Raw genomic sequence first — 24,347 nt, 5'->3', positions numbered from 1 at the left:
AAGTAAAGATACAGAAAAAACTTCACTAATTAACAGACTGATAAAGAAAAGTACAATCAATTGCCACAACATAAGCATCCCTCCTTTAACTAAATATAAGAGTAATTGAGCTTACTAAAAAACGATAATTAGAATACTAATTATCGTTTTTCTATCTACTTATTTAAAATTAACTCATAAAAAATAAGGGAGAAATTAATATGAAAGCAATTGTTCAAACCAACTATGATGGGATTGACGGACTGATAGCTAAAGAAATATCACAACCAAGAACATTACCATTATCCAGTTTAGTCAAAGTGGAGTACGTACCAGTTTTACCATGGGATATTTATAGTGAAAATGGATTACTAGGAAGTTTAAACTCAAAGGTACTTCCTAATGTTATTGGATATAGTTTTTCCGGTACCATCCAAAATTCGGGATTATTAAAAAACAGCAAAAATATCAACCAAAATGTGATTGGAGTTTCAACCACTGGAAGCTATGCCGAATATGTTTCACCAAAAATACCATTTTATACATTTCAATTACCTAACGGAGTCTCTTTGAAACAAGGTGCTACCATTTTTGGCGGTGCAGATACTGCTCTAATGATGATCCAAGAATCAAAAATCAATCACAATGATAAAGTCCTTTTAATAGGAGCATCCGGTGGTGTCGGAACTTACCTAATTCAAATGTTAAATTTGTTAGGAATCGATACAGTAATTTTTTCCTCTAAAATCGATCAAAAGTTCTTATCTAGTAATTTTAAAAATAATATTGTGACCGATAAAAATGAGTTGTCTAACAACCAGTTCAACTATGTTTTAGACACAACTGGAAATGTACAAATATTGCACAGTTTAGAGGTCAAATTATGTAAGAACGGAACCATTTTTTCGTCAGCATTACCTAACTTTATTCCCATTCGGAAAGAGATTAATTATCTGTTTAAAAATAAACCAATTGCTCCTCAAAAATTCAACAAAATTATCCAAATGCTAAATGATGGTTCTTTAAAATCCTATATTGACTCAATCTATGATTTTAATCATGTCAAAGAAGCCCAAAAACATTTAAGTGATCATGGAAAACAAGGAAGAATTTTAGTAAAGATAAATTAACGCCAGAAAATTTCATACTTAGTTTAACGGTAACTTTTATTCCAAAAAATTTAAAAAGTTTTTCCTTCATTATATCAACGATTAAACCACACAATATTACTTAAGGAGTTAAGTGTTTTGAACTGTTTTATCCTGTAAAATTGATATACAGGCTCAAATGCCTCAGCGTACAGATGTGTTACATCGCTTCCCAAAACATCCTGAATAAGGAGGAGCATGATGAACAGATCGGGAGGTGTGCGTTATTTGGATATTATTAGCATATGCCACGTCACAGATAGTAATGACAATTTCAAAAGCCATTTTCTACCTTGCCAAAGCATATGCGATAATAAAAAAGCTAATCATCACTGATTAGCTTACCCAAATTAACGCACCTGAAATACGCGTTTGGAAGAGATGCGCAGTATCTTTTCCTTTTTTATTACACTATTATTGTATGTGATAAACGCATAAATGTCAATCCAACTTTTTTTACTCCCAATCAACCTCAATCTGTTAAACTGAAACCAAATAATCAATGGGAGGCATATTATGACTAGAAAAATTGGAATCATTGGTGACGGTCACGTTGGATCAACGGTGGCAAACTACATCGTCGTAAGTGGGTTCGCCGATGACTTAGTAATGATTGATAAAAACGACGCCAAGGTCAACGCTGACGCAATTGATTTTCGGGAGGGGATGCCTAATCTACCTTTTCACACCAATATCATTGTGAATGATTACGACGCCTTAAAGGACGCCGACGTTGTTATCTCGGCCCTTGGTAAGATTAAACTATCAAATAACGACAGCGACAATCGTTTTGCCGAATTATCCTACAACATCGAACAAGTCAAAGAGGTCGCACCCAAGATTCGTGACTCCGGTTTTAATGGCGTTCTAATTGCCATTACCAACCCAGTGGACGTGATTACCCAGTTGTACCAACAAATTACTGGTTTACCAAAAAAGCACGTCATTGGAACGGGAACACTCCTAGATTCCGCCAGAATGAAACGTGCCGTTGGTGAAAAACTAGGGATTGATTCACGCTCGGTCACTGGTTACAACCTTGGTGAACACGGTAATTCTCAGTTTACTGCATGGTCGACCGTTCGAGCTCTTGACCAACCAATCGAAAAATTAGCCAAAAGTCGTCATCTTGACCTCGACACTTTAGACCAGGAAGCGCGCCACGGCGGTTTTAGAGTAATGCAAGGTAAGGGTTACACCAGTTACGGAGTTGCCAGTGCCGCAGTGCGACTCGCAAATACCGTTCTCTCTGATGCCCGCACCGTTTTACCAGTCTCAAACTACCGTTCCGACTATGGCGTATACTTCTCCTATCCAGTTGTAGTTGGAAGAGACGGCGTAATCGAAGATGTCCCACTTGATTTAACCGATGAAGAGAAAGATAAACTCCAGGCTTCCGCCAACTTTATCAAAAAGAACGTTGAAAAATACAGTTAAAACACAAACACACCATAACCACTAGTCTTCTAGCAGTTATGGTGTGTTTTAATACTGTCAGCAATTAAAATCGCCACAGCAGACGTAATAATAAAAAAGCCAATCATAGTGGACTAACTCACCTATGATAATCGCATCCAACTTGCGATGAGAAAAAAGTTAGAGATTTCTTCTCGTTTTTATTATATGGAATAAATGGTTGGGTGTCAATTTAAATAAACTCACTAAATCGTGGCACTATAATCGTTCAAATCAATTACTTTATCGTATCTAGCTAAATCCTTCTGACTATAATGGTGAATAATTTCTATCAGGGTTTTATCCGACTTCAATAAGATATCATGTACCTCAGCGGCTGTCTTTTGATCTAATGCCGAACTAATTTCGTCCGCCAGAATCACAGGACGATCTGTGTATAAAGCTCTTGCGATTCCGATCCTTTGCTTTTCACCACCCGATAGATTAATTCCATTACTACCAAGTTTAAAATTCATTCCATACTTTTTTACCACATTAGTCAGACCAGCTTTAGAAATAACTTCATTTATATTAGTTTTTGATTTTTTTCCAAAGGTAATGTTGTACAGGAAACTATCGTCAAAAATATAAGTATCCTGGCTAATATACCCAAACAAATCTTGAAATTTACGTATGTTAAGAAGATTGATCAAACAATTATTAATAGAATATTCTCCATGAGATTGAAATTGATCATTTAAAATTAATTTAAATAAAGAAGACTTCCCCGAACCAGATTCACCAATAATAGCTACCTTTTCACCATTTTGAACGTTAAACGTGAGATTCCTTAAAATCAACTTATTATCAATCGATAAAGTAACGTTGTTCATCGCCAGTTCATAAAAACGTTTTTCACCGTTTAGACTGTCAACTTCAACTGGTTTCATCATACTTTCGACTTTTGATTTAATGTCTTTAGTCGAAATAATCTGATTTCTTAGCTGAATGATATCCATACTTGGCGCTGTAATCGTGTTCGATAACTGAACTATAGCAAAGAAAGTTGCTAATTGAAGATGACCGCTAATAACTAATGCAATTCCAAAAACAAACGGAATAACTAGACTAAATATCATCCCAGCAAATTCAACGATCGTGTTGGCATTATTGGTGGTGAAATTAAGACTAAAAAGTGATTTTTCAAGTGTATGAGTATCACCTTGATTCTTTTTTGTTGCATTCTGCTCACCATTGTAAATCTGTAAAGTATCTCTACCATCGATTAAGTTCTTTATGTTATTTAAATAATTTTTACTAGCTGAAGACCACGACATAGAAGCTCTTTTGATACCATTTTGTGTAAAATGAGAAATAATCATGGGCATCAAGGCCCCGATGACAAATAAAAGAGTGATTTCCCAACTTAAGAGTAAAGACGATATAGCTGAAAAAATGATTGAATAACTATATTTCATGATTTGCAGCTCGGAATTAATCCCATTAGTTTCTAACAATTTATAATCATTTGTCAAAAAACTAAGATATTTATCACTATTCTCATGAGAGTAAAGCATGATATTAAATAATCTGGATCTTACATTTTCATTAATTTGTTGCTTAGATTTGGACTCAAAATAATTTCGACAAATCGTCGCAATAAACACAATAATGGCAAACACAGTTGCGCTGATAGCAAATCTTGGAACACTATCTAAGTTTCTTTTAGTGGCAAATGAAATCAGAGAACTAATTATGTAAGCAATGATAATATTATCAAAGCTTCCAATCATGGCAGTGATGTTTAACAATATTAAGTTAGCTTTAGATTCGTAACGTAACATGAAGACGACCTTCCTTATTAATGTAAAAGGTGTGTAAAATATTTATTCTAAATAAAATTAATTCCAATATGCTTAAGCCAACCTGATGATTTAAATATCATTGCTAGATTTGTTTTAAAAACATTAAAGCTACTAACATCACATAATGACGTATATAATATCAATAAAACTAAAGCAAAAATGACAAACAAAATAATGATTTTAAATTCACTGATTTTCATATTAATATTCCTCCAATTATTTATTAATTATTAGTAGAAAAGAGATTAACAATGGAACTCTCTAAAAAATTAAAACATGCTCGCATGAAAAATAATTTAACCCAAGATTACGTTGCCAAAAAATTAAATGTTTCTAGAAAAACCGTTTCAAGCTGGGAAACTGGACGTCATTATCCTGATGCCGAAACTTTAGTTGATCTTAGTGACCTTTATCATGTATCAGTCGATAATTTATTAAAAGATAACGTAAAAACTACTAATAATCAGGCAGTTTCAAAAAAGCATTTTAATATTTCCACTATTTTTTATTACGCAAACATCTTATTTTTGCTGTTAAGCATAATGAACTTGTTTAGGCCCTTTCATCTTCACTTTGAATGGGTAACTCCATTCTTAGTAATCAACCTTTGTTGTTACATTGTTACTTATCATAACTGGATAACAACCATTAAAAATAAACATAATCTAATGAAAATTGTTCTAGTTTCAATCATCTTCTTTTCAATTACTCTTTTAGTCGGGATGATTTCCATCGAGCCTGGACTATCAACCAAATATGCAATTCCAGATACAATCGGCGTCTTCATCCATATCTTTACAATGACAATTAGCTTTATCGTAGCGTTATATTTTAATTAGTTTTTTCATAACATTATTTAGAAGTTAGTTCATTGTATAATTATCTGAGAATAAATTACCTAAAAATTTGGTTTTTGGCATTTCTAACAAATCATCTATTATCATCTTTGGTATAGCAAATGCACTTAAAAATCCATTTAATATGGAGCCCGAATTCTCACTAATATAATTCTTAGTAATAATTGAATTTCTATCTTTAATTGCATCATTAATGAGTTCATTATAATTATTTTTTGTTATCAAATCATCGGTATGGAGTAAGAATGAATAGCCACCATATGTCATTTTCATTGATGGATAATTTAAAAACAAAGACTTCATTAAACTTATTTGTAATTCAAAATCATCTGCACAATTAATAAAAAAATCAATATTCGACAAATCGACTAGTTTAGCCAATTGATTATATGAAAATATTTTTTTATTAATTGTATTTATATTTACTTTATTGCAGTATTTTTCATCAATCACATTAACTTTATATTTTCCAACATCATCTAAAGAATAGTTTTGCGCTTCAATATTTTTTTCTTCTATCTTGTCTCCATCCACCAATATAAAGTTATTAAAACCTAGTTTAGATAAAGTTTCTAGAAGATAACTACCACCTGTACCTAACCCTAAAATTAGTATCGATACATTTGATACAATTCTTTTATAATCTGCAAAAGTAACCCCAGGATAAGAATCAATAAACCTACTTAATCTAATATCATTAGTTGATATTTTACATGATAGTTTGTATATCCATTTATTATCTACGAAATAATTAAATATATCTTCGAACTCTTTATTAGATAAAAATGTACATTTATCTTTTAATCTTTCTTTGTCCATCGGACAATTAAATGATTCAATGAATTTAAAAATTTTAACGTTATCGTCTGCTATAATTTCTTTTTGCAAATATGGATTGCCATAATAAACAAATAAACGATTATGATTATTTAAATACCAGCCAATCTGTTTCATAAAAAACATAATAATACCCTTTCATTACATAAAAATAATAAATGAGCCTAGAAAAACTTTCCTAGGCTCATTTATACTAGTGTGCAATTAAACACCAGTTTTCACGAATTGCTGATGATGACTTAACAGTTTGAATATGCATTTAAAACACCTCCCATCTTTAGAAGTTATTATTTACTAGAATTATTTGAATTAGAATTCGTCAAATAATTCTCGTTTATCATATTATGTAATTACTAATGAACCAAGCTCCTATCATGTAACACTAGATAATTATTGTCTACTAAAACGTTACATTTATATTAATTAACTCATATAAAATAACTAATTGGTGGTCTAGCATTATAAGACAAGTTACTAACTAAAGATAATAAAAAATAATTGTTCGCTAATTTTCTATTATTAACGAACAATTATTATATTTTATGACCTTTATCATAAATATGATTTTTATTATCTTGAAAAACTATGATCTTTAACTTTCTTTCACGAATATCAATTTTGAAATTTTCTTCAACAATTTTTTTAGTATGATTGGGATTAGTCGTTGAAAATATATTTACTACATCATAATCACTTTTATATATTTTTTTAATTACTTTACTTACCTTTTCAATAAAATTTTTATTATACATTCTAGAACTTATATCTTCATGAGGATTATTTATTTTAACTGTATAAGTATCATACTTTTTCATATTTTTACCTAATTTTCCGTCAAGAGAATAAGTATCTACAAGACATAAATTAACTATTTTCCTGCCCACACCCTCTACAAAATTGACTTGAATTTTGGCTTCAGATCTATCAAGATCTCTTAAATCTACTCCCCAATATGATGATTTATATATCTTAAATTGTACCCAGATAGGTATGTTTTGTGTGTTAATTATATTATATCCACATAAAAATCCCATCAATGTAATTAGCCAGTATGGAAAATTCAAGTATCCAATTCCATTTTTATGAAACACATTATCTTTATTGTGTTTTTTCAAACATAAACAAATTGCACTATTTTCTACTATAAAAAACGCAGGGGCAGAAAACCACTTTGGAAAAATAGCAATAAAATTAACTATATCAACTAATATAACAGGCAGAGCAGTCATAATCTTTAGCCACAAAGTTCTATTAAAAAAACATAATATTAAAATTATAAAGCCTATAAAATAACAAATAATAGGAAGTAAAAGTTCATTCCAAAAAAAATTCCAAAAATCATTTGACATCATTTATTTTTCTTTCCGCTATTATGGTTCAATTCCGTTACCATACCAAACTCCTGTAATAACAAATAGTTCATAAAAATATAACCATTCATATATCCATGGAAGGACATTTTTCGTTAACAATAATTTACAATCGTATTCGTCATCATAATAATATAAGCATAAATTAGCAGCATGCTTTTCAGTATTATAGTGATACATATGTGGACACCTTTCATTACTATATGGATATTCTTTAATTCCATATGCCCAGACTTCAAACTTACCACCAATTTTATAAAAAAAACTAATTTTATATGAATTACTACTTAAAGTAGGTTTAATATTGAATATTAATTTAAAGTCTTTTTTCTTATAATTTGAATTTATATATCCTTTTCCATTAGTAAATTTTTTTAAATCTTTGAATTTAGTTATCATGCTAGCTAAAGTTTCTTTTTTATTTTTAATCATCTATTAATTCCCATAAAAAGTATTTTTAGGAACATTCTTATTCCTTGGATCGCCCAATTTTATACCATTTTCTTTGCTAAAAGATATATTACCTCTGGATTGTTGTAATTTATCATTCTCACCCATTCGTTTCAATGCTTCTTGAGCAGGCACCCCAATTAACTTAATAAGTCTACTAGCAAATTCTATTTTGGTCTCAGACTCACTTTGCTTTATCAAATCTTCGTATAACTTTTTTGTCCAGTCAATAAATGCTTGTTCACGATCAGGATGTTCAATCCATTTGTCTGTAAAATTTTCATCACTTTCAACCGGATTACAGATACGATAATTGCCATTACTATCTTTGTGATCATACAGATAAATAGGAATTTGCATAACAATATTTTTAATAGAGGAAAATAAATCTTCATTTCCGTCATACAAATCTGCAGCAATCGTCGTTATTAACATTGAGATAGGTTTTATTTTATCTGGCATACCTTCAAAGTAAACATCCCTGTGATACTTTAATATTTGAACAACTTTTTGAAGATTATTCCTATATGTATAATCAGGAAGTTCTTCAATACTTGCTGTAAATCTGTCCTCTCCCGATGAAAAATTTTTAGATTGTTTCCCCTTCTCTTTAAACCAATCCTGAAATCCCTTAGGATTACTCTTCAAAAATTCATATTCATTATTACTTTGCTTGTCAGTAATATATACAATTTTAGTTTTAGCAGATATTTTCCTGGCTGGAACAACATCAATATGTGATTTATTATAAGTAATTGTCCATGCCCGTCCTTTTTCATCAATCTTACTATTATATCTATCACTAGCTCTTAATGCTTTGCCAATTGAAAGTTTAATTTTAGATGGGTCACTATCAATATCATTAAATAAAATCACAAAATCAACATCAAAATCATCATTTTCTGCATTTAAAGGTTTTATAGTGGTACCCAAGCTATATGAACCCTGTGGAAACATTTCTACTTTGTAATTACCAAAATAATCATTTAAATATTCGGTTAATGTATTAAATTTTTGTTTAATACTATCTTTGGCTGTCTTCGATAATTGGATCGTATCTGATAAGTTATTATAAAACAATGAAAGTTCTCTAGAATTTGGCATTTTAATATCCCACCTATTAATTATTAATAATTCACATATTAATAATATAACAAAACATAAAACACTTTAATTTGAATATAAAATAATTCACTAATTTTCTTAGTTAAAATACCATAATATAAAAAAATGATTGCCCCACCAGGCAATCATTTTATTTTACATTTATATGAGCAGCCAAGGACTTGAACCTCAATCTCACGAATAAAGAATTCGTTGCTCTAACAAGTTGAGCTAGCCGCTCGCAAGCAAAACTCAATTACATTTACCAGTATAATGCATATTAGCGCGTTCGACAACACTTTTTGCGGTCGATTAATGAAAACTTCATAATTTTAATTACTAGTGACGATGTCGATTAAACTTCCTGATTTGAAGAATTAAGTAGATTAACAACAGAAGGATAACCAGTAATTCAATCGCGCCCATGATCATTTTCATCACATTTACTGGATTAGCTGACTTGTAAACAACGGGGACACTCATGGAACTGTTTGGTAATAAGTCTAATTCATTTTGAGACGCCTGGATGTTAACCGTTCCAACCCTCTCGCCGTTCGTAATTGGAGCAAGTGGCGTTTTGAAAACCCTAGAGTGGTTGGTAGAGACAAAGTCTGTCTTTAATTTTTCACCCTGCGGTAACCAGTACGTTTGAGGTGCCGTCAAGCCAATTTTAGTTTTAGGATTTTGTCCGTTAACAATGTTGACGGTTTTATTTTTAATCACGTTGTCACCAATCGTAATTGGTTCCAGGCTCTGACTGATTTGATTGAGCATTAATTGAGTTTGGGTGAAGCGCTGTTCCTTGGGCGCTCCCAAAACGACGGTAATCACACGGTCGTTGTTGCTGGTACCAGTTCCCACAAAATTCTCACCCGCGGTATTACTGGTCCCCGTCTTTAATCCATCAATCTTGAATGGATTAGTTTGGCCCAGAAGTAAGTTAGTGTTCTTGTGCGTATTTCCATCCCATTCCAACGTGGTCATTGAGGTAGTCTTTAAGATTTGCGGGTATTGAGTAATTAATTTCTGTGCTAATTGAGCTAATTCCTTAGCTGACATCGTATTCTCAGCGTCATCACTTAATTTAGGATTCTTTAGCGCGCCTAAATCGTGATTAGCCAATCCACATGCGTTATAGAATTGCCCGTTCTTAATTCCCAATTTTTTGACTTCTTGATTCATCATTTTACCGAAGTCGTGGTTAGGACCTGCCAAATATTCGCCAAGTGCCATGGCAGCACCGTTAGCAGAACAAACCAGACTCGCGTCGTACAGTTGTTTAACCGTGTACGATTGACCAGCTTTCAACGGAACGTTAGTAAAATCACGTTTCTGACTCAAATTAGCAACCCCAGGGCTAATTTTGACCTTGCTGTCCCACGAGATCTTTTTTGCTTTTATTTGGTTTAACACAATATATGTAGTAATAAGTTTACTAACGGATGCGATCGGCAACTCTTGGTTAGCGTTTTTGCTATAAATGATCTGGCCGCTGGTGGCATCAACGGCAATGGCACTTTTGGCCTTTATGTTAATTTCATTCTGTGAAATGGGCGGCTGTTTGTTACTAGCATCGACCGTACTGGGATTAAAGATGAGCGGCGTGATTAAAAGCACGAGGGACATTATCACACCCAGCGCCAGTAATTGATGTTTTTTACTTTTCAAAATTAAATGACCTCTTTTTATTAAATGATATTTTTTGTAGATAACACTTATACGTCTATTGTACTAAATTAATAAAATAATCAAAATATGCCATTAAAAATAAAAAGCCAATCATCACTGATTAGCTCAATCAAAATATTTCGTTATTCAATATTGATAATTAGTTCCACCACAACATCACATAAACGATGGTGGCAAACGCAAAGAAAATTCCATTAATTACGTACGTTTTCTTGGTTGGATAACACAAGAAATCGATTAAGTTCAGAATTAATAAAATCGGCAGACCAATAATCGTGATGCTACTTACAATTGGATCGATAAACTGTGGCATTTTCATTCCGATCATGATCAAACCAAGCAGCAACGCGGAAACCACATAAATCAGGTTAATGATAAGCATCCCAACTGATGCGTACTTACTGTATTTAGTTGAACTTGGTTTACCCTTTTTAAACAGAACGTTATAAAACAAAGCGTAAACCACGGTGAACACCACCATTCCGTAGATTAAAATAATCAAAAACATGGCGGGACTAAGGGTGAGGCTAGTCTTAATGTTTATAACCGCAAACAATTCTGGAAAACTACCGAAAACAATCAAAGCCGAAAGCAATGGTGCCAAGATAAACTTACCTAATGACTTAAGAAATCGCATGTAGACACTCTTCTCTCAATTAAATTCGTTACTTAGGTAAATTATACTATAAACGAAAAAAATACCAACTAACTCCCATTTGGAATTAGTTGGTATTTTACACTATTAATTAAATTAATTTCCTTCTAATGTATCCGGAACAGCCATCAATCACCATAACCATGATGACAATCCCAAACAGGATGATTCCCACTCTCGGCCAGTTCCGAGTGTTCAACGCCATAATCATTGGCGCCCCGATCCCGCCGGCACCAACTAAACCAAGGATTGAAGCGGAACGAACTGAAATTTCAAAACTGTACAATGTGTACGAAATCAAAGCTGGTAGGATGGTCGGCCACGTTGATAGTGCGAAGACCTGGGGCTTACTGCCACCTGCAGCTACGATGGAGTACTCCGAACTGTGATTCATTTCCTCAATGGATTCTGAAAAGAGTTTCCCTAGCATACCAATTGAATGAATTCCAAGCGCCATGACTCCGGCAAAACTACCGGGTCCCACTGCTTTAATGAACATAATGGCCAAAACGATTTCGGGGAAAGCTCGAATGGCGGTCAAAAGGAAGGTTCCCACCTTAGACGTTACGTTGTATTTGCTACTCTTACTACGAGCGGCGAAGAACGCAAACGGAACACTGATGACAGCGGCAATGATGGTTCCTAAAAAGGCAATGGCAAGCGTCATAATCAGCTGGGAAATCAGGTCTTCTCCACTACCATTGTAGATATAGGACCAATCGGGGTGAATCAGTCCCATGAAGATGGACTTTGAGACCGTGCCAGCGGATTCCTGAATCTGACTAAATTTCATGTCTGAAAAACACCAGCCATAGATCAAAATAATGACGATTGCCCAAATGATCCAGCTGTAGCGATCCCATCGTTTTTGTTTTTCGTTAATTTTTGGAATGGTCACTGTAGTTTCCTCCTCAAGTAATTACTAAGGATGTCAATCACCAGAACCGTTACGAAGGTTGCAAGAATTACAACCGCCGTCTCGGAGTAGTTGAATTCATCGATGGTTTGTTGAAGGTACAGCCCAAGTCCTCCAGCACCAACGTATCCTAAGACGGTTGAAGAACGAACGTTAACTTCCAACGTGTACAGAAAGAAACTACAAAACTGACCCGCAATCTGGGGAATAATGGCCAAACGAATAATTTGAAGGATGCTGGCACCAGAAGCTTTCATGGCTTCAGCCGGCCCCATGTCGACCGTCTCTAGTACTTCATAGAACAGTTTAGAAATCATCCCAAACGAGAAGATGGCAAGGGTAATCGTTCCAGTCGTTGGACCAATCCCAAAAATGGCAACTAAGATAGCTGCCAGTAGCAGTGATGGTAACGTTCTGACGATGTCCAGTACGAACCGAGATGTGCCGTGAATAACCTTACTGTGGTCAAGGTTCCGCGCAGCCAGAAACGCGGCAGGAATCGCAAAGACGGTTCCAATCGTGGTTCCAAGGATTGCCATCTGAACGGTCTGAACCAGTGGGTCCCAGATAAAACTAAAGTACGACCAATCCGGGTTACTCATTTGACCAATCAGAACCCAAAACTGGGCGATGTTCGAGATAAACAAGCTGGGATCAACCCCACAAATTTTCATGGAGTAAATAAACAAAACGATCAAAATGGCAATTACAATGATGCCCTTAACGTGATACTTTTTGACAAAGGACATCTTCGGCATGTCGCTAGTGTGCATTAGCTATTGCCTCCTTCGTAAATCGCCTTCAAATCTTCTGGAGTAGAATCAGCCGCTGGCTTGTCGAATACCAATTTTCCATCCCGAATTCCAACAATTCGGTCCGCAAATTCAAGTGCTAGTTCAACTGAATGGAGGTTCACCAGAACAGTATCGTGATCCTTGACGTTTAAATTCTTCAAATCCTGCATAACTCCGTGACTGGTCTTGGGATCGAGGGAAGCAACGGGTTCATCAGCCAGAACCAAATCAGGTTCTTGCATCATCGTTCGTGCGATGGCGACCCGCTGCATCTGTCCTCCAGAAAGTGAGTCCGCCCGATCGTATAATTTTTTGAGCATGTTAACGTGGTCCAGTGATCGAACCGCTTTCTCTTTGTCTTCTTTAGTGTACAAACCAAGGAGTGTCTTCCAGATTGGATAGTAGCCGACCCTTCCACTTAAGACGTTTTTTTGAACCGTAAGTCGGTTCACGAGGTTGAAGCTCTGAAAAATCATCCCAATTTTTCGGCGAAAGTGGCGGAGCGCTTTCCCCTTCAATTTAGAAATATCAGTCCCGTTGATGATAATCTTGCCGTCACTGATATCTTGCATCCGATTAAGGGAACGAAACAGGGTGCTTTTCCCCGCACCTGAAAGTCCAACGACAGCGATGAATTCACCGCGTTTGACGTTAAAACTAATATCATCTAATCCTTTAATACCACTAGGATAAGTTTTGGTAACATGATTAACTTGTAAAATATCCGAATCGCTCAATTTAATCCCTCTCGCCTATTCTTTGGTTTTACTAATCTTGTTAGCTTGGTCCATGTACGAATGAAGTTGCTTAAATTCTGACTTCTTGTACGGAACGTATCCCTCTTCTTGATAAATCTTGAAGATAACGTCGTGACCCTCTTTGGTCTTTGCCATGTTCTCGTAGGCTTTGGCAATCTTCTTCTGCCATGATTTCGACATATCACTTCGACAAGCAACCACGTCATTTGGAATGGCCTTAGTCGTGTAAATGACCTTGGTATCCTTCATAACGTTCGGATTATCATTTGAGACTAAGGTTTGAGCTCCTTGGAAAGTAAAGGCGGCATCGTTATTTTTGTTTAAAACGGACAGCACGGCCTGATCGTAACCATTAATAACGTCGGTCTTGATGCCATCCTTGTTAATATTAATTCCGTGCTTCATAAGCTCAACGACCGGGTAAATATAACCCGCCGTTGAATTCGTGGTACCAGTGGCAATCTTTTTGCCCTTTAAATCGTTGATGTTGTTGATACCACTATCTTTTCTGACAACAATTGTGGAATAAAAGTGATCTGATGACTTATTAGTGAGTTGCAAAGTCTTGGGATCGCGTGCTTGGCGCGTCGCTTGAACGAGGGGAACCACCTTGTAATTCTTTTGCGCTAAGACAAAGTCCCCAGGATTCATTTCAGAAACATCTAATGTCTTTGAACCCATGGCCTGAATAAGTGAATTCCCGTCAGTTGAAACCTTGACCGTAACCGGGATATGAAGCTGTTTTTCTAACTGTTTGGCGAGTGGCTTGGCTTCTGCATTGGCCTGCCCAGCGTTCACTGACGGCGTAAAACCAACCGTCAATTTCTTTGGTTTGTAGTTACTAGACTGTTTCCCACATCCAACTAATCCAACCGACAAAAATGTAATGGCAGCACCTGCTGTGATCCATTTCAAAGCTTGCTTGAGTTTCATTACGAGTCCCTCCCAAAAAAATTGTTGTACCAGACAAATTAATCATATCATGATACATACAATTTTCAATAAATATCTTTTAATTGTTCGTATTTTATTTAAATACACACTCAATATATTCTTTGTTTTCCAATATATTAATTAATTAACGAATATTAATAATCAGTGTAATTAGAGCAAACAAAAAGGACAACACCAATAAGTACGAGTTGTCCTTAAGAAAATTTTGGTAGATAAAATTATTTTCTGTTTCACGTGAAACTATTTTGATGATGATTTCATGCCAAATAATAAAATAATTGACAGATTTATAAATTAGAAATAGAATTGAAGAGTAATAAAAAAGGAAGAGATGTCGTTACCATCTCTTCCCGCGCAGATTTATGTGTTATTTGGGTAAAAAGCTAATCTTTGCGGTTAGCTTTTTTATTATCGCGTATGCCTTAGCACAATTAATGGTCGCACACGAGATAATAAGAACCACTATTGCTAGTGGTACAATCCCAGTAACCTACTTTCTTCTGTATTCAAGCGACTCACCTCTTCATCACAAGTTGTCTGCCCACTTATCAAAATCATCAATATTTCCAATTTTATTAGTTTTGCCGTTAAGAGCATCATTTCTAGCTTGAATATTTGCTAAAGTATCTTTATCATCGCGTACATTGCTTCTAGCTTTTCTTTTCCTTACCATAATTACATCCCCCTTAGATCAATATTAAGGCATTATGTAAACAATGAAAACATGATATACACATTATTTATTATTAATAATTGAATAAAACTCAAAAAACATCCCCACTTCCAAAAAAGTGAAGATGTTTTTTCGTATCTTATTTTGTGTAGGTTCTAATCTTTGGTGCTGTGTATGTGGTCATAAATTCATAGATTTCAGACAACGAATCCGAAAAAAGTAACTTTTTGCGATCTTCCACCGTCAAAAATTCCTTTTCGGTCATTTCATCAAACATTTGTTTAAGCGGATCGTAGTATCCCTGAACGTTATACAACACACATGGATCATCATTGTCGCCAACTCGAGCCCATGAAAAAGCTTCAGAAATCTCTTCTAGAGTCCCAGGACCACCTGGAAGTGCGATACAACCATCCGATTGAGTCAACATTTTTTGTTTGCGAATATCCATGTTGGGAACTACATCTAAACTAGTAAGGCCGTCCATGCTGGCACCACGGTCAACTAACTCTTTTGGCATGATGCCGTGAACTACTCCACCAAGTTTTAAAACTGTCTTGGCAAGCAATCCCATGAGACCAACACCGCCACCACCATAAACTAACGCTAAGTCATGGTTAACCAACCATTTTGCTAATTTTTTGGTGGCTTCTTGATATGCTGGATCATTACCAGGAGCCGCACCACAAAATACTGCAACTGCTTTCATATTTTTATTTTCCTCATTTCAATTTATTTTTATATTAATAAGTGTACCACGTCACTTCAAGCCAGTAGTGACAGGTGCTTTGACAAATTGTTTCATGTGAAACTATCTTAACTTTGTTTATTTATCATAAATACTGGCATCATATTTAAAGGGATGGTCCTTAAATAACTGACTGTAAAACGCGATTTCAGTAAAAGCCCGATTTAATTTCTTTATGTCCACGGTTTTACCGGGAGCGTCTTTTAAAAAGCTCCCATCGTCAGCAAAATTTTTATCGACCTTTCGAATTAAAGTTGGCTTTGGCAGGGTAAACAAGCCTAGTTGTCCAAGCGTCGGTAATAAGGCCGGATAGGAAGATTGACCACCTCGTGAATTATTAGAATAAGTAATAATCTTGGCCGGTTTGCCCTTGGCTTCAAACGCCAAGAAGTCGAGCGCATTCTTTAGGACGGCTGGAAACGAATGATTATACTCGGGGACCAAAAAGAGATAACCATCCGCTTTCTTCATGTCATCCACCCATTTTTGTTCATTAGGTTTTAAAATCCGGTTTGGGTTGTCCATTGGCGCAACATCTTCATAAAAAAACGGCAAATCGTAGTCCGCCAAACTAATAAAATTGAAATCAGCATCATTAACCCGCTCAAAATCACCCTGTCGATTACATAAGTACTTAAAGATCCGACGTCCCAGACTGGCCTTTCTTGAACTACTCAAAATAACGTTAATTGTCATTAAACATCACCTCAACCCATTTTCTAATCATTATACCTTTAAAATCAAAATAAAAAACCGAACCAGCTTTATCGCTAATCCGGAAATTTACTTATCAACTATTTCTTAGCTTCTTCTTTCGGACGATCAATTACCTTAACCTTATCGCCACCGATAATTAACTGATCACAAATATTTAAGAACAGACCGTGTTCAACAACTCCGGTGTAGTTCTTCAAGTTGTGAGCTAACTTTTGTAAGTCAGCATCTTCTGGAATTGTAATGTCGATTAGGTAGTTTCCTGAGTCAGTTTGAAGAATATCACCGTCATCTCTGAAGCGGAACTCTGGTTTGTATCCGGCTTCATTTAAGTATCGGAAGACACCCATTCCACCGAACGGAATGACTTCAACTGGCAACTTCTGCCCAGCTAAGGTCTTGTGATACTTGGTCGAATCAACGATCCAAACGTTTTTGTCTGACATGGTTGCGACCAACTTCTCAAAGAGTAAGGCAGCTCCGCCACCCTTGATTCCGTTGAGCTTGTCGTCAACGGCGTCGGCGCCATCAACCGTCAAATCCACCCGATCAATGGTATTAACGTCAAGCATCGGCATGCCAAGACTTTCGGCTAATTTCTCGGTGCCAACTGAAGTGGCGACGCATTGAACGTCTAAGCCTTCTTTTTTGATTCGTTCGTTAATGGCTTTGACGAAGTAGGCAGCCGTACTACCAGATCCAAGTCCTAACACAATGTGATTTGGAACTCGAGCAGCGGCGTATTCAGCAGCTTGTTTCTTCTCTTTTTCGATCACTTCTTTAGTCTTGGAAGTCTTGCTGATGACATCCAAGACGTCTTTTTCATAAGGAATGGAGTTCTGTGCTCCAGCCACTTGAACCGTCAGTGATGAGGCGTGGTTAGCGTACAACATCGCATCCTTGATGTTAGCACTGTTTAAATCCAAACGTGATGCCAAGGCTCCGATGAAAGTATCACCAGCAGCGGTTGTGTCAACAGCTTTGACCTTAAAGGCTGGAATGAAGGCATGACTTGCTGGAGTAGCATAGAATGAACCCTTGTCCCCAACGGTGATGATCACCATTCTAATGCCTAGTTTAAAGAAGTACTCCGCGTTCTTCATCATGGAATCATCGTCAATCACCTTAATCCCAGTGAGGGCCTCTGCTTCCGTTTCGTTAGGGGTAATAATGTCAGTCAATTGAAGTAATTCTTCTGGTAACTTCTTGGCTGGTGCTGGGTTCAAAATGGTCTGAACCTCATTTTTCTTCGCAATCTTAAATGCTTCGATAATCGTTGGTACTGGAATTTCTAGTTGTGCAATCGCACGGTCCGCATTCTTAATGGCATCTTCGTGTTGGTCAACGTCTTCTGGTGTCATGGCCATGTTGGCTCCACCATAGACATAGATCGAGTTTTGACCAGTACTATCAACGGTAATGTAGGCCTGCCCAGTTTGTTGCTCCTTCGTAGTAATCACGGAATCAAGGTTCATCCCGTCCTTTTTAAATCCTTCAATCATGAACTTAGCGTCTTCATCATCACCTAGTTTAGTGATAAAAGTCGTATCGGCACCAGATCTTGCCGCAGCAATTGCCTGATTAGCACCCTTTCCGCCACCATGAGATTCTTGGTGATTCTTCACCGCCAGGGTTTCACCAGGTAACGCATATTTGTCAACGTTTAGAACTTTATCAACGTTGGTAGACCCAATCACAACAACTTTTTTACTCATTTTACTGCCTCCCTATTTGCAACCGCTTTCATTATGTATATCATATCATTGCGGGAAATAGTTGTATATAGATTTAGCTAAAATGATGTTTTTTAAACTTGTTTTCAATAGCAAGTTTATAAACATATGAATTTTCACTCATTTAGCCACTTCAACCCTTCACCAGGATTATCAAACTTCTTATAATCATTACTTTTAATTGCTTTAGTTAAACGTTCAATTGGAGCATCAAATTGTTTTTTTGTTTCAGCATCTACTCTAAAACTAATTTGTGACCTACTAATAAACATCATGATTAATCCTCCTTATTTTTAAGGTACCATAAATGTCAATTTACACAAAAAAAGAGACACCCACAGACATCCCTTTAAACAATTTAATTAATTATTTCTTTGATTCGTCCAAAGCCTTTTTAGCTAATACGAAATCACCAAAAGTAGCGGAACCGTTGTGTGGTACGACTGGACGACTAATGTATTCATCAAGTGGACCAACGTCAAGATAGTTATCAAACAACAGATTGAATTGGTCTCTAACCTTTTGCACAAATTGAGGAGTACATACACCTCCACCAAGCACAATTTGGTCGGGACGGAAGTTAACCGTTAAACTGATAACCCCTTGGGCAATGTAGTACGCAATGATGTTCCAAACTGGATCATCTGGCGGGGTATCTTGACCTTTAATGTTGTTTCGAGCTTCAAAAGTAGGACCAGAAGCAACCCCTTCAAGACAGTCACCATGATAAGGACAAATCCCAGGAAAGTTCATGTCATCTTGGTGTCTCTTAACTCGAATGTGACCAAATTCAGGAGTTCCACGAACCCCTAAGAATTCATCTTTGATAACGGTTCCAGCACCAATCCCAGTTCCATCAGTAATGTAACTAACGGCTTCAATATTTTTATTAGCCTGTTTACGTTTGATGTATTCACCGTAAGCTGAACCGTTAACGTCGGTCGTCCAGTAAATCGGAACCCCAAATTCACGTTTCATGGTTCCAACAAAGTTGACGTTACTCCAACCCTTTTTAGGGGTCTTAATAATCCAACCGTATTTGTCAGAGTCTTTTCGAACGTCGATTGGTCCAAATGATGCAATCCCAAATGCATCAATGTGATCAAACTTCTTAAAGTACTCAACGACCTTTGCTAACGTCTCTTCTGGTGTCGTAGTTGGAATGTGAACACTATCAACAATATTGAAATCGTCATCACCAACCGCACAAACGAACTTTGTTCCACCTGCTTCAATACTTCCATATCGCATAAAAATGATCCCCTTTGCCATTTTTTTGTATCGTTTATTGTTAATAGTATAAAGCGCTTACATATTGATTGCAATAGTTTACCACAAAAATTGTTAAAAACTTAACTTAGAAATAACAAAAAGCCGGACTATTCACGTAGTCCAGCTTGATCTTATTTTTTCTTCGCAATTTTTCCCTGCTGAATATACACGGAAAGAATGGCAATGTCAGATGGATTAACCCCACTGATTCGGGCGGCCTGAGCAATTGTCTCGGGTTGGATTTTCTCCAATTTTTGGCGACCCTCAGTCGCGATCCCATCAATTACGGAGTAATCAATGTGATCGGGAATCTTTTTGGATTCCATCTTCTTCATGCGGGCGACCTTATCTTCTTCTTTTTTGATGTAGCCAGCGTACTTCGTTCTAATTTCGACCTGTTCCACCACTTCTGGATCCAGTTTTTTTGCTGGAGCGGGAATAAAATCAAGTAACTTTTCGTAATTTACATACGGCCGACGTAAGAACTGGGCTGCGATGATGCCGTCTTTTAACGGTTTATCACCCTGAGTTTCAACGAACTGGTTGACCTTTTCACTTGGTTTAATCCGTACGGTGTTCAAACGCTTGATTTCATCCTCAACGGCATTACGTTTTTCAACAAACTTGTCATAACGTTCGTCTGAAATCAGACCCAACTGGTGACCAATTGGTGTCAGCCGCATGTCAGCATTGTCGTTTCTAAGCAGGAGTCGATATTCAGCCCGACTCGTCAGGAGACGGTACGGTTCGTTAGTTCCCTTCGTAACCAGGTCATCGATCAAGACGCCAATGTATCCTTGGTCCCGCTGCAAAATCAACGGGTCTTTCCCTTGAATCTTAAGGGCAGCGTTAATTCCAGCGATCAAGCCTTGTCCCGCGGCCTCTTCGTATCCCGAGGTTCCGTTGGTTTGACCCGCGCTAAATAATCCGCTGACTTTCTTGGTTTCAAGCGTCGGCTTCAATTGATATGGTGAGATAATGTCATACTCAATCGCATAACCGGGACGCATCATCTTCGCGTCTTCAAGGCCCTTCACAGAATGTAACATCTGTTGTTGAACCTCTTCTGGAAGGGAGGTCGACATCCCATCGACGTACCACTCTTCGTTGTGGCGTCCTTCTGGTTCCAAGAAGACCTGGTGGCGCTTTTTGTCCGCAAACCGAACGACCTTGTCCTCAATTGATGGACAGTAACGGGGACCGACCCCCTCGATGACCCCAGTAAACATCGGAGCGCGATCCAAATTATCCTTGATAATCTGATGGGTTTCTTCATTAGTGTACGTCAACCAGCACGAAATTTGCTTTGAAACCGGTAAATAATCGGCATACGGAGTGGTGTAACTGAAATGATGGGGCGTTTCGTCGCCCGGTTGCTCCTCCGCTTCATCGTAGTGAATGGTCTCACCGTTGACACGCGGTGGCGTTCCCGTCTTAAATCGTTTTAGTTCAAAGCCCAAATCTTCCAGGTTTTCTGAAAGATGAATGGCTGGAATTGAGTTGTTTGGGCCCGATGAATACATCAGTTCACCAATAATGATCTTACCACGAGCGGCCGTACCAGCACAGATGACCACGGCTTTGGAGTGATATTTGGCACCCGTATTGGTAACCACACCCTCAACCTGACCGTCTTTCACGATCAGACGTTCTACGATTCCCTGGCGGAGCGTCAAATTGGGCTCTTTTTCCAGGGTGTTTTTCATTTCATGGTGGTAGGCGTGCTTATCAGCTTGCGCCCGTAAAGCTCTGACGGCGGGACCTTTCCCGGTGTTTAACATCCGCATCTGAATGTAGGTCTTGTCGATGTTTTTCCCCATCTCACCACCAAGGGCGTCGATTTCTCTTACGACCGTTCCCTTAGCGGGGCCACCAACCGACGGATTACATGGCATAAACGCCACCATATCAAGATTAATTGTCACAAGCAGTGTTTTTTGACCCATGCGGGCAGCGGCTAGTGCGGCTTCACAGCCAGCGTGGCCAGCTCCAACGACAATGACGTCGTAATCGCCACCATTGTAGGTCTGCTTCACTTCTTGCTGTATCATTTTATTCATTTAAAAACCTCCATTGAGTCAAAGTCTTATTTACCCAAACAGAACTGACTAAATAATTGATCCAACAATTCGCTATCGTAACTATCACCAGTAATTTCACCCAGTAAATCCCAAGCGTTCGTCATGTCAATTTGAACTAAATCAACGGGCATCCCGTTATTTAACCCATTTTCAACGGACTGAAGGGAATCACTGGCCTGTTGTAAGAGACTAATATGCCTGGCATTGGTGACCATAACGTCGTTTTGAGAACTCTTAATGCCACCAGTAAAGAACATCTTCGAAATCGTATCCTCTAAGGATTTGGTTCCGTTATCCTTTACGGCTTGGGTCTTAATCACGTTATCAGCATGATAGCGGTTCTTTAACTCATCAACATCAATTTTTTCTGGTAAATCAGTTTTATTCAATAAAATAATTCGTTTACTGTGTTGCGTTAAATCCAAGAGTTCACGATCTTCATCGGTTAGCGGCTCACTAGCGTTTAACACTAATAAAACTAGGTCAGCCTGCTCAATCGCTTTTCTAGAACGATCGACTCCAATTTTTTCAACTTTATCGTTAGTATCACGAATCCCAGCGGTATCCACTAGGTGCAGTGGCACTCCCGAAACGTTCACGTATTCGTCTAAAACATCCCGAGTGGTTCCCGGCACGTCGGTTACAATCGCCTTTTCTTCGTGTAAGAGACGGTTCAATAAACTCGACTTACCCACGTTGGGCCGTCCAATGATGGCGGTGTTTAAACCGTCTCGTAAGACTTTTCCCTGTTTAGCCGTTTTTAGCAATTGATCAATCTGCGCCTTTAGTTCCTTGGACTTATCCATTAAAAGCTTCGACGTCATCGTCTCCACGTCATCGTACTCAGGGTAGTCAATATTGACTTCGACCTGAGCCAGCACGTCTAAGATGTCTTGACGCAGGTGCTTAATTAAATGAGAAAGGTTCCCATCGAGCTGATTTAAAGCCGCTTTCATCGATTCGTCAGTCTTGGCCTCAATCAGATCCATCACGGCTTCCGATTGTGAAAGGTCCAGACGTCCGTTTAAAAAGGCCCGCTTAGTGAATTCACCCGGCTCCGCCATTCTGGCACCGTTACTTAAAGCCAACTGCAAAATCTTGTTGGTTGCCACAATTCCACCGTGACAGTTAATCTCAATAATATCTTCCTTGGTATACGTCTTGGGTGCTCTCATGACCGAGACCATCACTTCATCAACTTCACTGTTGTGATCGGACGGATCAACAATGTGACCATAGTTAATCGTGTTCGATGCCACCTTTTCGAGGTTCTTGCCCCGATAAATCTTTTCAGCCACTTTCATTGCATTCGATCCACTAACCCGGACAATCGAAATGCCACCTTCACCAGGTGGGGTCGAAATTGCCGCAATGGTATCGTAATCAGTCGTTATCAGTGCCATTTTGAAAACTCCTTTCTCATTTTTAATCGCATAAAAAAAGTACTTAAGCCACGCCCGTTGCGTGGATAAAGTACTTTCACTACTTTACCTATTCGAATTTACAATCTTACATATAATAGGACGAAAGTTTTATTTTGTCAATCATTTTACCGTGGAGCTACCACGATTGAACGATGGGGTTCCCGTCCTGCCGAATACGTCATCACGTAGGGGTTATCTTCCAGCGTCACGTGAATCTGTTTGCGCTCAAAAGATGGCATCGGGTCCAGATAGACCGGCTTGCCGGTGGCAGCGACCTCTCTGGCGGTTCGCTCAGCTAGACTAGTAAGGATCTGAAGGCGACGACTACGATAATTAGCCGTATCCAGCTCGACTTCAAGGTAGCTAATCCCCATGTTATTTAGATAAATTCCACTTAACTCCTGGAGAGCGTTGATGGTCCGACCGTGTTTGCCAATCAAAAGTCCCTCTTTGGGCGTATCAAAATTAATGATCACGTGCCGATTGTTGGGCATCTCATAACTTAGTTCGGCCTCAATCCCCATCTGATCAGTAATTGCCTGTAAATATTTAATTAGTCCACTAATAGCTTCAACGTTTCTAGCGTGACGATCCTCTGTTTGAACCGGATTAGCAACCGCCGTGCTCGCTTCTCTTTTAATTTTTAACTTGCCACCTGCTGGTTTTGGGTCTGGAGCAGATGATTTCAATTCCATTTCAACTTCTGCGGGATGTTTAAAAAGTCCGAAAAATCCCTTACTTGCGGTTTTAATAACTTTAATTTCAACATTATTTCGATTAGTATCAAGTGATTTTAAGCCATTTTTAACGGCTTCTTCGATGGTGGCTCCGGTGTATTTCGTCATTATTGTTCTCCTATTTTTGTAAACGTCTAACGCTATTAATCTTAGCACAAATTAAATAGCTGTTGGAATAGGATTTTAGAGATGTA

At 37.4% G+C, this 24,347-nt stretch carries 24 protein-coding genes and 1 tRNA gene; 3 read left to right on the top strand and 22 right to left on the bottom strand.

Features of this window, described 5'->3' with window-relative positions; genetic code table 11:
- Positions 1-200 precede the first annotated feature (200 nt).
- A complete protein-coding gene (locus AC6UDB_RS05220) occupies positions 201-1,109 on the top strand; it encodes a zinc-binding dehydrogenase (RefSeq protein WP_500709336.1) in 909 nt (302 codons plus the stop codon).
- A gap of 534 nt (positions 1,110-1,643) precedes the next feature.
- Positions 1,644-2,564 carry an L-lactate dehydrogenase gene (locus AC6UDB_RS05215; RefSeq protein ID WP_500709334.1) on the top strand — a complete coding sequence of 307 codons (921 nt, stop codon included), beginning with the start codon at positions 1,644-1,646 and terminating at the stop codon, positions 2,562-2,564.
- A 224-nt stretch (positions 2,565-2,788) separates the two neighbouring features.
- Here the strand turns inward: AC6UDB_RS05215 and AC6UDB_RS05210 are convergent, their stop codons facing one another.
- A complete protein-coding gene (locus AC6UDB_RS05210; protein WP_500709333.1) occupies positions 2,789-4,366 on the bottom strand; it encodes an ATP-binding cassette domain-containing protein in 1,578 nt (525 codons plus the stop codon).
- A 47-nt stretch (positions 4,367-4,413) separates the two neighbouring features.
- Positions 4,414-4,587 carry a hypothetical protein gene (locus AC6UDB_RS05205; RefSeq protein WP_500706058.1) on the bottom strand — a complete coding sequence of 58 codons (174 nt, stop codon included), beginning with the start codon at positions 4,585-4,587 and terminating at the stop codon, positions 4,414-4,416.
- Between the two features lie 51 nt (positions 4,588-4,638).
- Between AC6UDB_RS05205 and AC6UDB_RS05200 the strand changes: the two genes are divergently transcribed.
- Positions 4,639-5,226: a helix-turn-helix transcriptional regulator gene (locus AC6UDB_RS05200; RefSeq protein WP_500706059.1), complete on the top strand. Its 588-nt coding sequence runs from the start codon at positions 4,639-4,641 to the stop codon at positions 5,224-5,226.
- A 24-nt stretch (positions 5,227-5,250) separates the two neighbouring features.
- Here the strand turns inward: AC6UDB_RS05200 and AC6UDB_RS05195 are convergent, their stop codons facing one another.
- The 20 genes from AC6UDB_RS05195 to jag all read right to left on the bottom strand — a co-directional run bounded on the left by AC6UDB_RS05195 (position 5,251) and on the right by jag (position 24,261).
- Entirely contained in the window at positions 5,251-6,198 is a 948-nt protein-coding gene (locus AC6UDB_RS05195; protein ID WP_500709332.1) for a ThiF family adenylyltransferase, read from the bottom strand.
- A gap of 416 nt (positions 6,199-6,614) precedes the next feature.
- Complete coding sequence (locus AC6UDB_RS05190; protein WP_500706061.1) at positions 6,615-7,433, bottom strand: hypothetical protein; 819 nt, start codon at positions 7,431-7,433, stop codon at positions 6,615-6,617.
- Between the two features lie 18 nt (positions 7,434-7,451).
- Positions 7,452-7,883 (bottom strand): type II CBASS E2 protein, encoded by a 432-nt coding sequence (locus AC6UDB_RS05185; protein ID WP_500706062.1) that lies wholly within the window; start codon positions 7,881-7,883, stop codon positions 7,452-7,454.
- A 3-nt stretch (positions 7,884-7,886) separates the two neighbouring features.
- Positions 7,887-9,005, bottom strand: a complete 1,119-nt coding sequence (locus AC6UDB_RS05180) for a nucleotidyltransferase domain-containing protein (protein ID WP_500706063.1) — start codon at positions 9,003-9,005, stop codon at positions 7,887-7,889.
- Between the two features lie 167 nt (positions 9,006-9,172).
- A tRNA-Lys gene (locus tag AC6UDB_RS05175) sits at positions 9,173-9,246 on the bottom strand.
- Between the two features lie 98 nt (positions 9,247-9,344).
- The gene (locus AC6UDB_RS05170; RefSeq protein ID WP_500709331.1) at positions 9,345-10,673 is read right to left on the bottom strand and encodes a D-alanyl-D-alanine carboxypeptidase family protein; all 1,329 of its coding nucleotides are present in this window, start codon (positions 10,671-10,673) and stop codon (positions 9,345-9,347) included.
- A gap of 160 nt (positions 10,674-10,833) precedes the next feature.
- Positions 10,834-11,331: a hypothetical protein gene (locus AC6UDB_RS05165; RefSeq protein ID WP_500709330.1), complete on the bottom strand. Its 498-nt coding sequence runs from the start codon at positions 11,329-11,331 to the stop codon at positions 10,834-10,836.
- A gap of 109 nt (positions 11,332-11,440) precedes the next feature.
- Positions 11,441-12,247, bottom strand: a complete 807-nt coding sequence (gene phnE / locus AC6UDB_RS05160) for a phosphonate ABC transporter, permease protein PhnE (protein ID WP_500709329.1) — start codon at positions 12,245-12,247, stop codon at positions 11,441-11,443.
- Positions 12,244-13,038 carry a phosphonate ABC transporter, permease protein PhnE gene (gene phnE, locus AC6UDB_RS05155; protein ID WP_500709328.1) on the bottom strand — a complete coding sequence of 265 codons (795 nt, stop codon included), beginning with the start codon at positions 13,036-13,038 and terminating at the stop codon, positions 12,244-12,246. Before phnE (AC6UDB_RS05155) ends, phnE (AC6UDB_RS05160) begins: the two co-directional genes overlap by 4 nt.
- Positions 13,038-13,802 carry a phosphonate ABC transporter ATP-binding protein gene (phnC, locus tag AC6UDB_RS05150; RefSeq protein ID WP_500709390.1) on the bottom strand — a complete coding sequence of 255 codons (765 nt, stop codon included), beginning with the start codon at positions 13,800-13,802 and terminating at the stop codon, positions 13,038-13,040. Before phnC ends, phnE (AC6UDB_RS05155) begins: the two co-directional genes overlap by 1 nt.
- Positions 13,803-13,811: 9 nt before the next feature.
- Positions 13,812-14,750 carry a phosphate/phosphite/phosphonate ABC transporter substrate-binding protein gene (locus AC6UDB_RS05145; RefSeq protein ID WP_500709327.1) on the bottom strand — a complete coding sequence of 313 codons (939 nt, stop codon included), beginning with the start codon at positions 14,748-14,750 and terminating at the stop codon, positions 13,812-13,814.
- Positions 14,751-15,297: 547 nt separating this feature from the next.
- Positions 15,298-15,444: a hypothetical protein gene (locus AC6UDB_RS05140; RefSeq protein ID WP_500699711.1), complete on the bottom strand. Its 147-nt coding sequence runs from the start codon at positions 15,442-15,444 to the stop codon at positions 15,298-15,300.
- A gap of 139 nt (positions 15,445-15,583) precedes the next feature.
- Positions 15,584-16,153, bottom strand: coding sequence for an LOG family protein (locus AC6UDB_RS05135; RefSeq protein ID WP_500709326.1), 570 nt, complete (start codon positions 16,151-16,153; stop codon positions 15,584-15,586).
- A 117-nt stretch (positions 16,154-16,270) separates the two neighbouring features.
- On the bottom strand, positions 16,271-16,888 hold the full coding sequence (locus tag AC6UDB_RS05130) for an NADPH-dependent FMN reductase (RefSeq protein ID WP_500709325.1): 618 nt from the start codon (positions 16,886-16,888) through the stop codon (positions 16,271-16,273).
- Positions 16,889-16,986: 98 nt separating this feature from the next.
- On the bottom strand, positions 16,987-18,621 hold the full coding sequence (gene rbsK, locus AC6UDB_RS05125; RefSeq protein ID WP_500709324.1) for a ribokinase: 1,635 nt from the start codon (positions 18,619-18,621) through the stop codon (positions 16,987-16,989).
- Between the two features lie 134 nt (positions 18,622-18,755).
- Entirely contained in the window at positions 18,756-18,914 is a 159-nt protein-coding gene (locus AC6UDB_RS05120; RefSeq protein WP_500707526.1) for a hypothetical protein, read from the bottom strand.
- A gap of 91 nt (positions 18,915-19,005) precedes the next feature.
- Complete coding sequence (locus AC6UDB_RS05115; protein WP_500694214.1) at positions 19,006-19,890, bottom strand: ROK family protein; 885 nt, start codon at positions 19,888-19,890, stop codon at positions 19,006-19,008.
- Between the two features lie 152 nt (positions 19,891-20,042).
- Positions 20,043-21,971 (bottom strand): tRNA uridine-5-carboxymethylaminomethyl(34) synthesis enzyme MnmG, encoded by a 1,929-nt coding sequence (gene mnmG / locus AC6UDB_RS05110; RefSeq protein WP_500709323.1) that lies wholly within the window; start codon positions 21,969-21,971, stop codon positions 20,043-20,045.
- A 26-nt stretch (positions 21,972-21,997) separates the two neighbouring features.
- Entirely contained in the window at positions 21,998-23,395 is a 1,398-nt protein-coding gene (gene mnmE, locus AC6UDB_RS05105) for a tRNA uridine-5-carboxymethylaminomethyl(34) synthesis GTPase MnmE (protein ID WP_500709321.1), read from the bottom strand.
- Between the two features lie 146 nt (positions 23,396-23,541).
- The gene (jag, locus tag AC6UDB_RS05100; protein WP_500694211.1) at positions 23,542-24,261 is read right to left on the bottom strand and encodes an RNA-binding cell elongation regulator Jag/EloR; all 720 of its coding nucleotides are present in this window, start codon (positions 24,259-24,261) and stop codon (positions 23,542-23,544) included.
- Between the last annotated feature and the right edge of the window lie 86 nt (positions 24,262-24,347).

This window comes from Fructilactobacillus sp. X3R2C1 (assembly GCF_059901235.1).
Note: the sequence above shows the minus strand (reverse complement) of the source record. Positions and strands in the feature narration are given on the sequence as shown.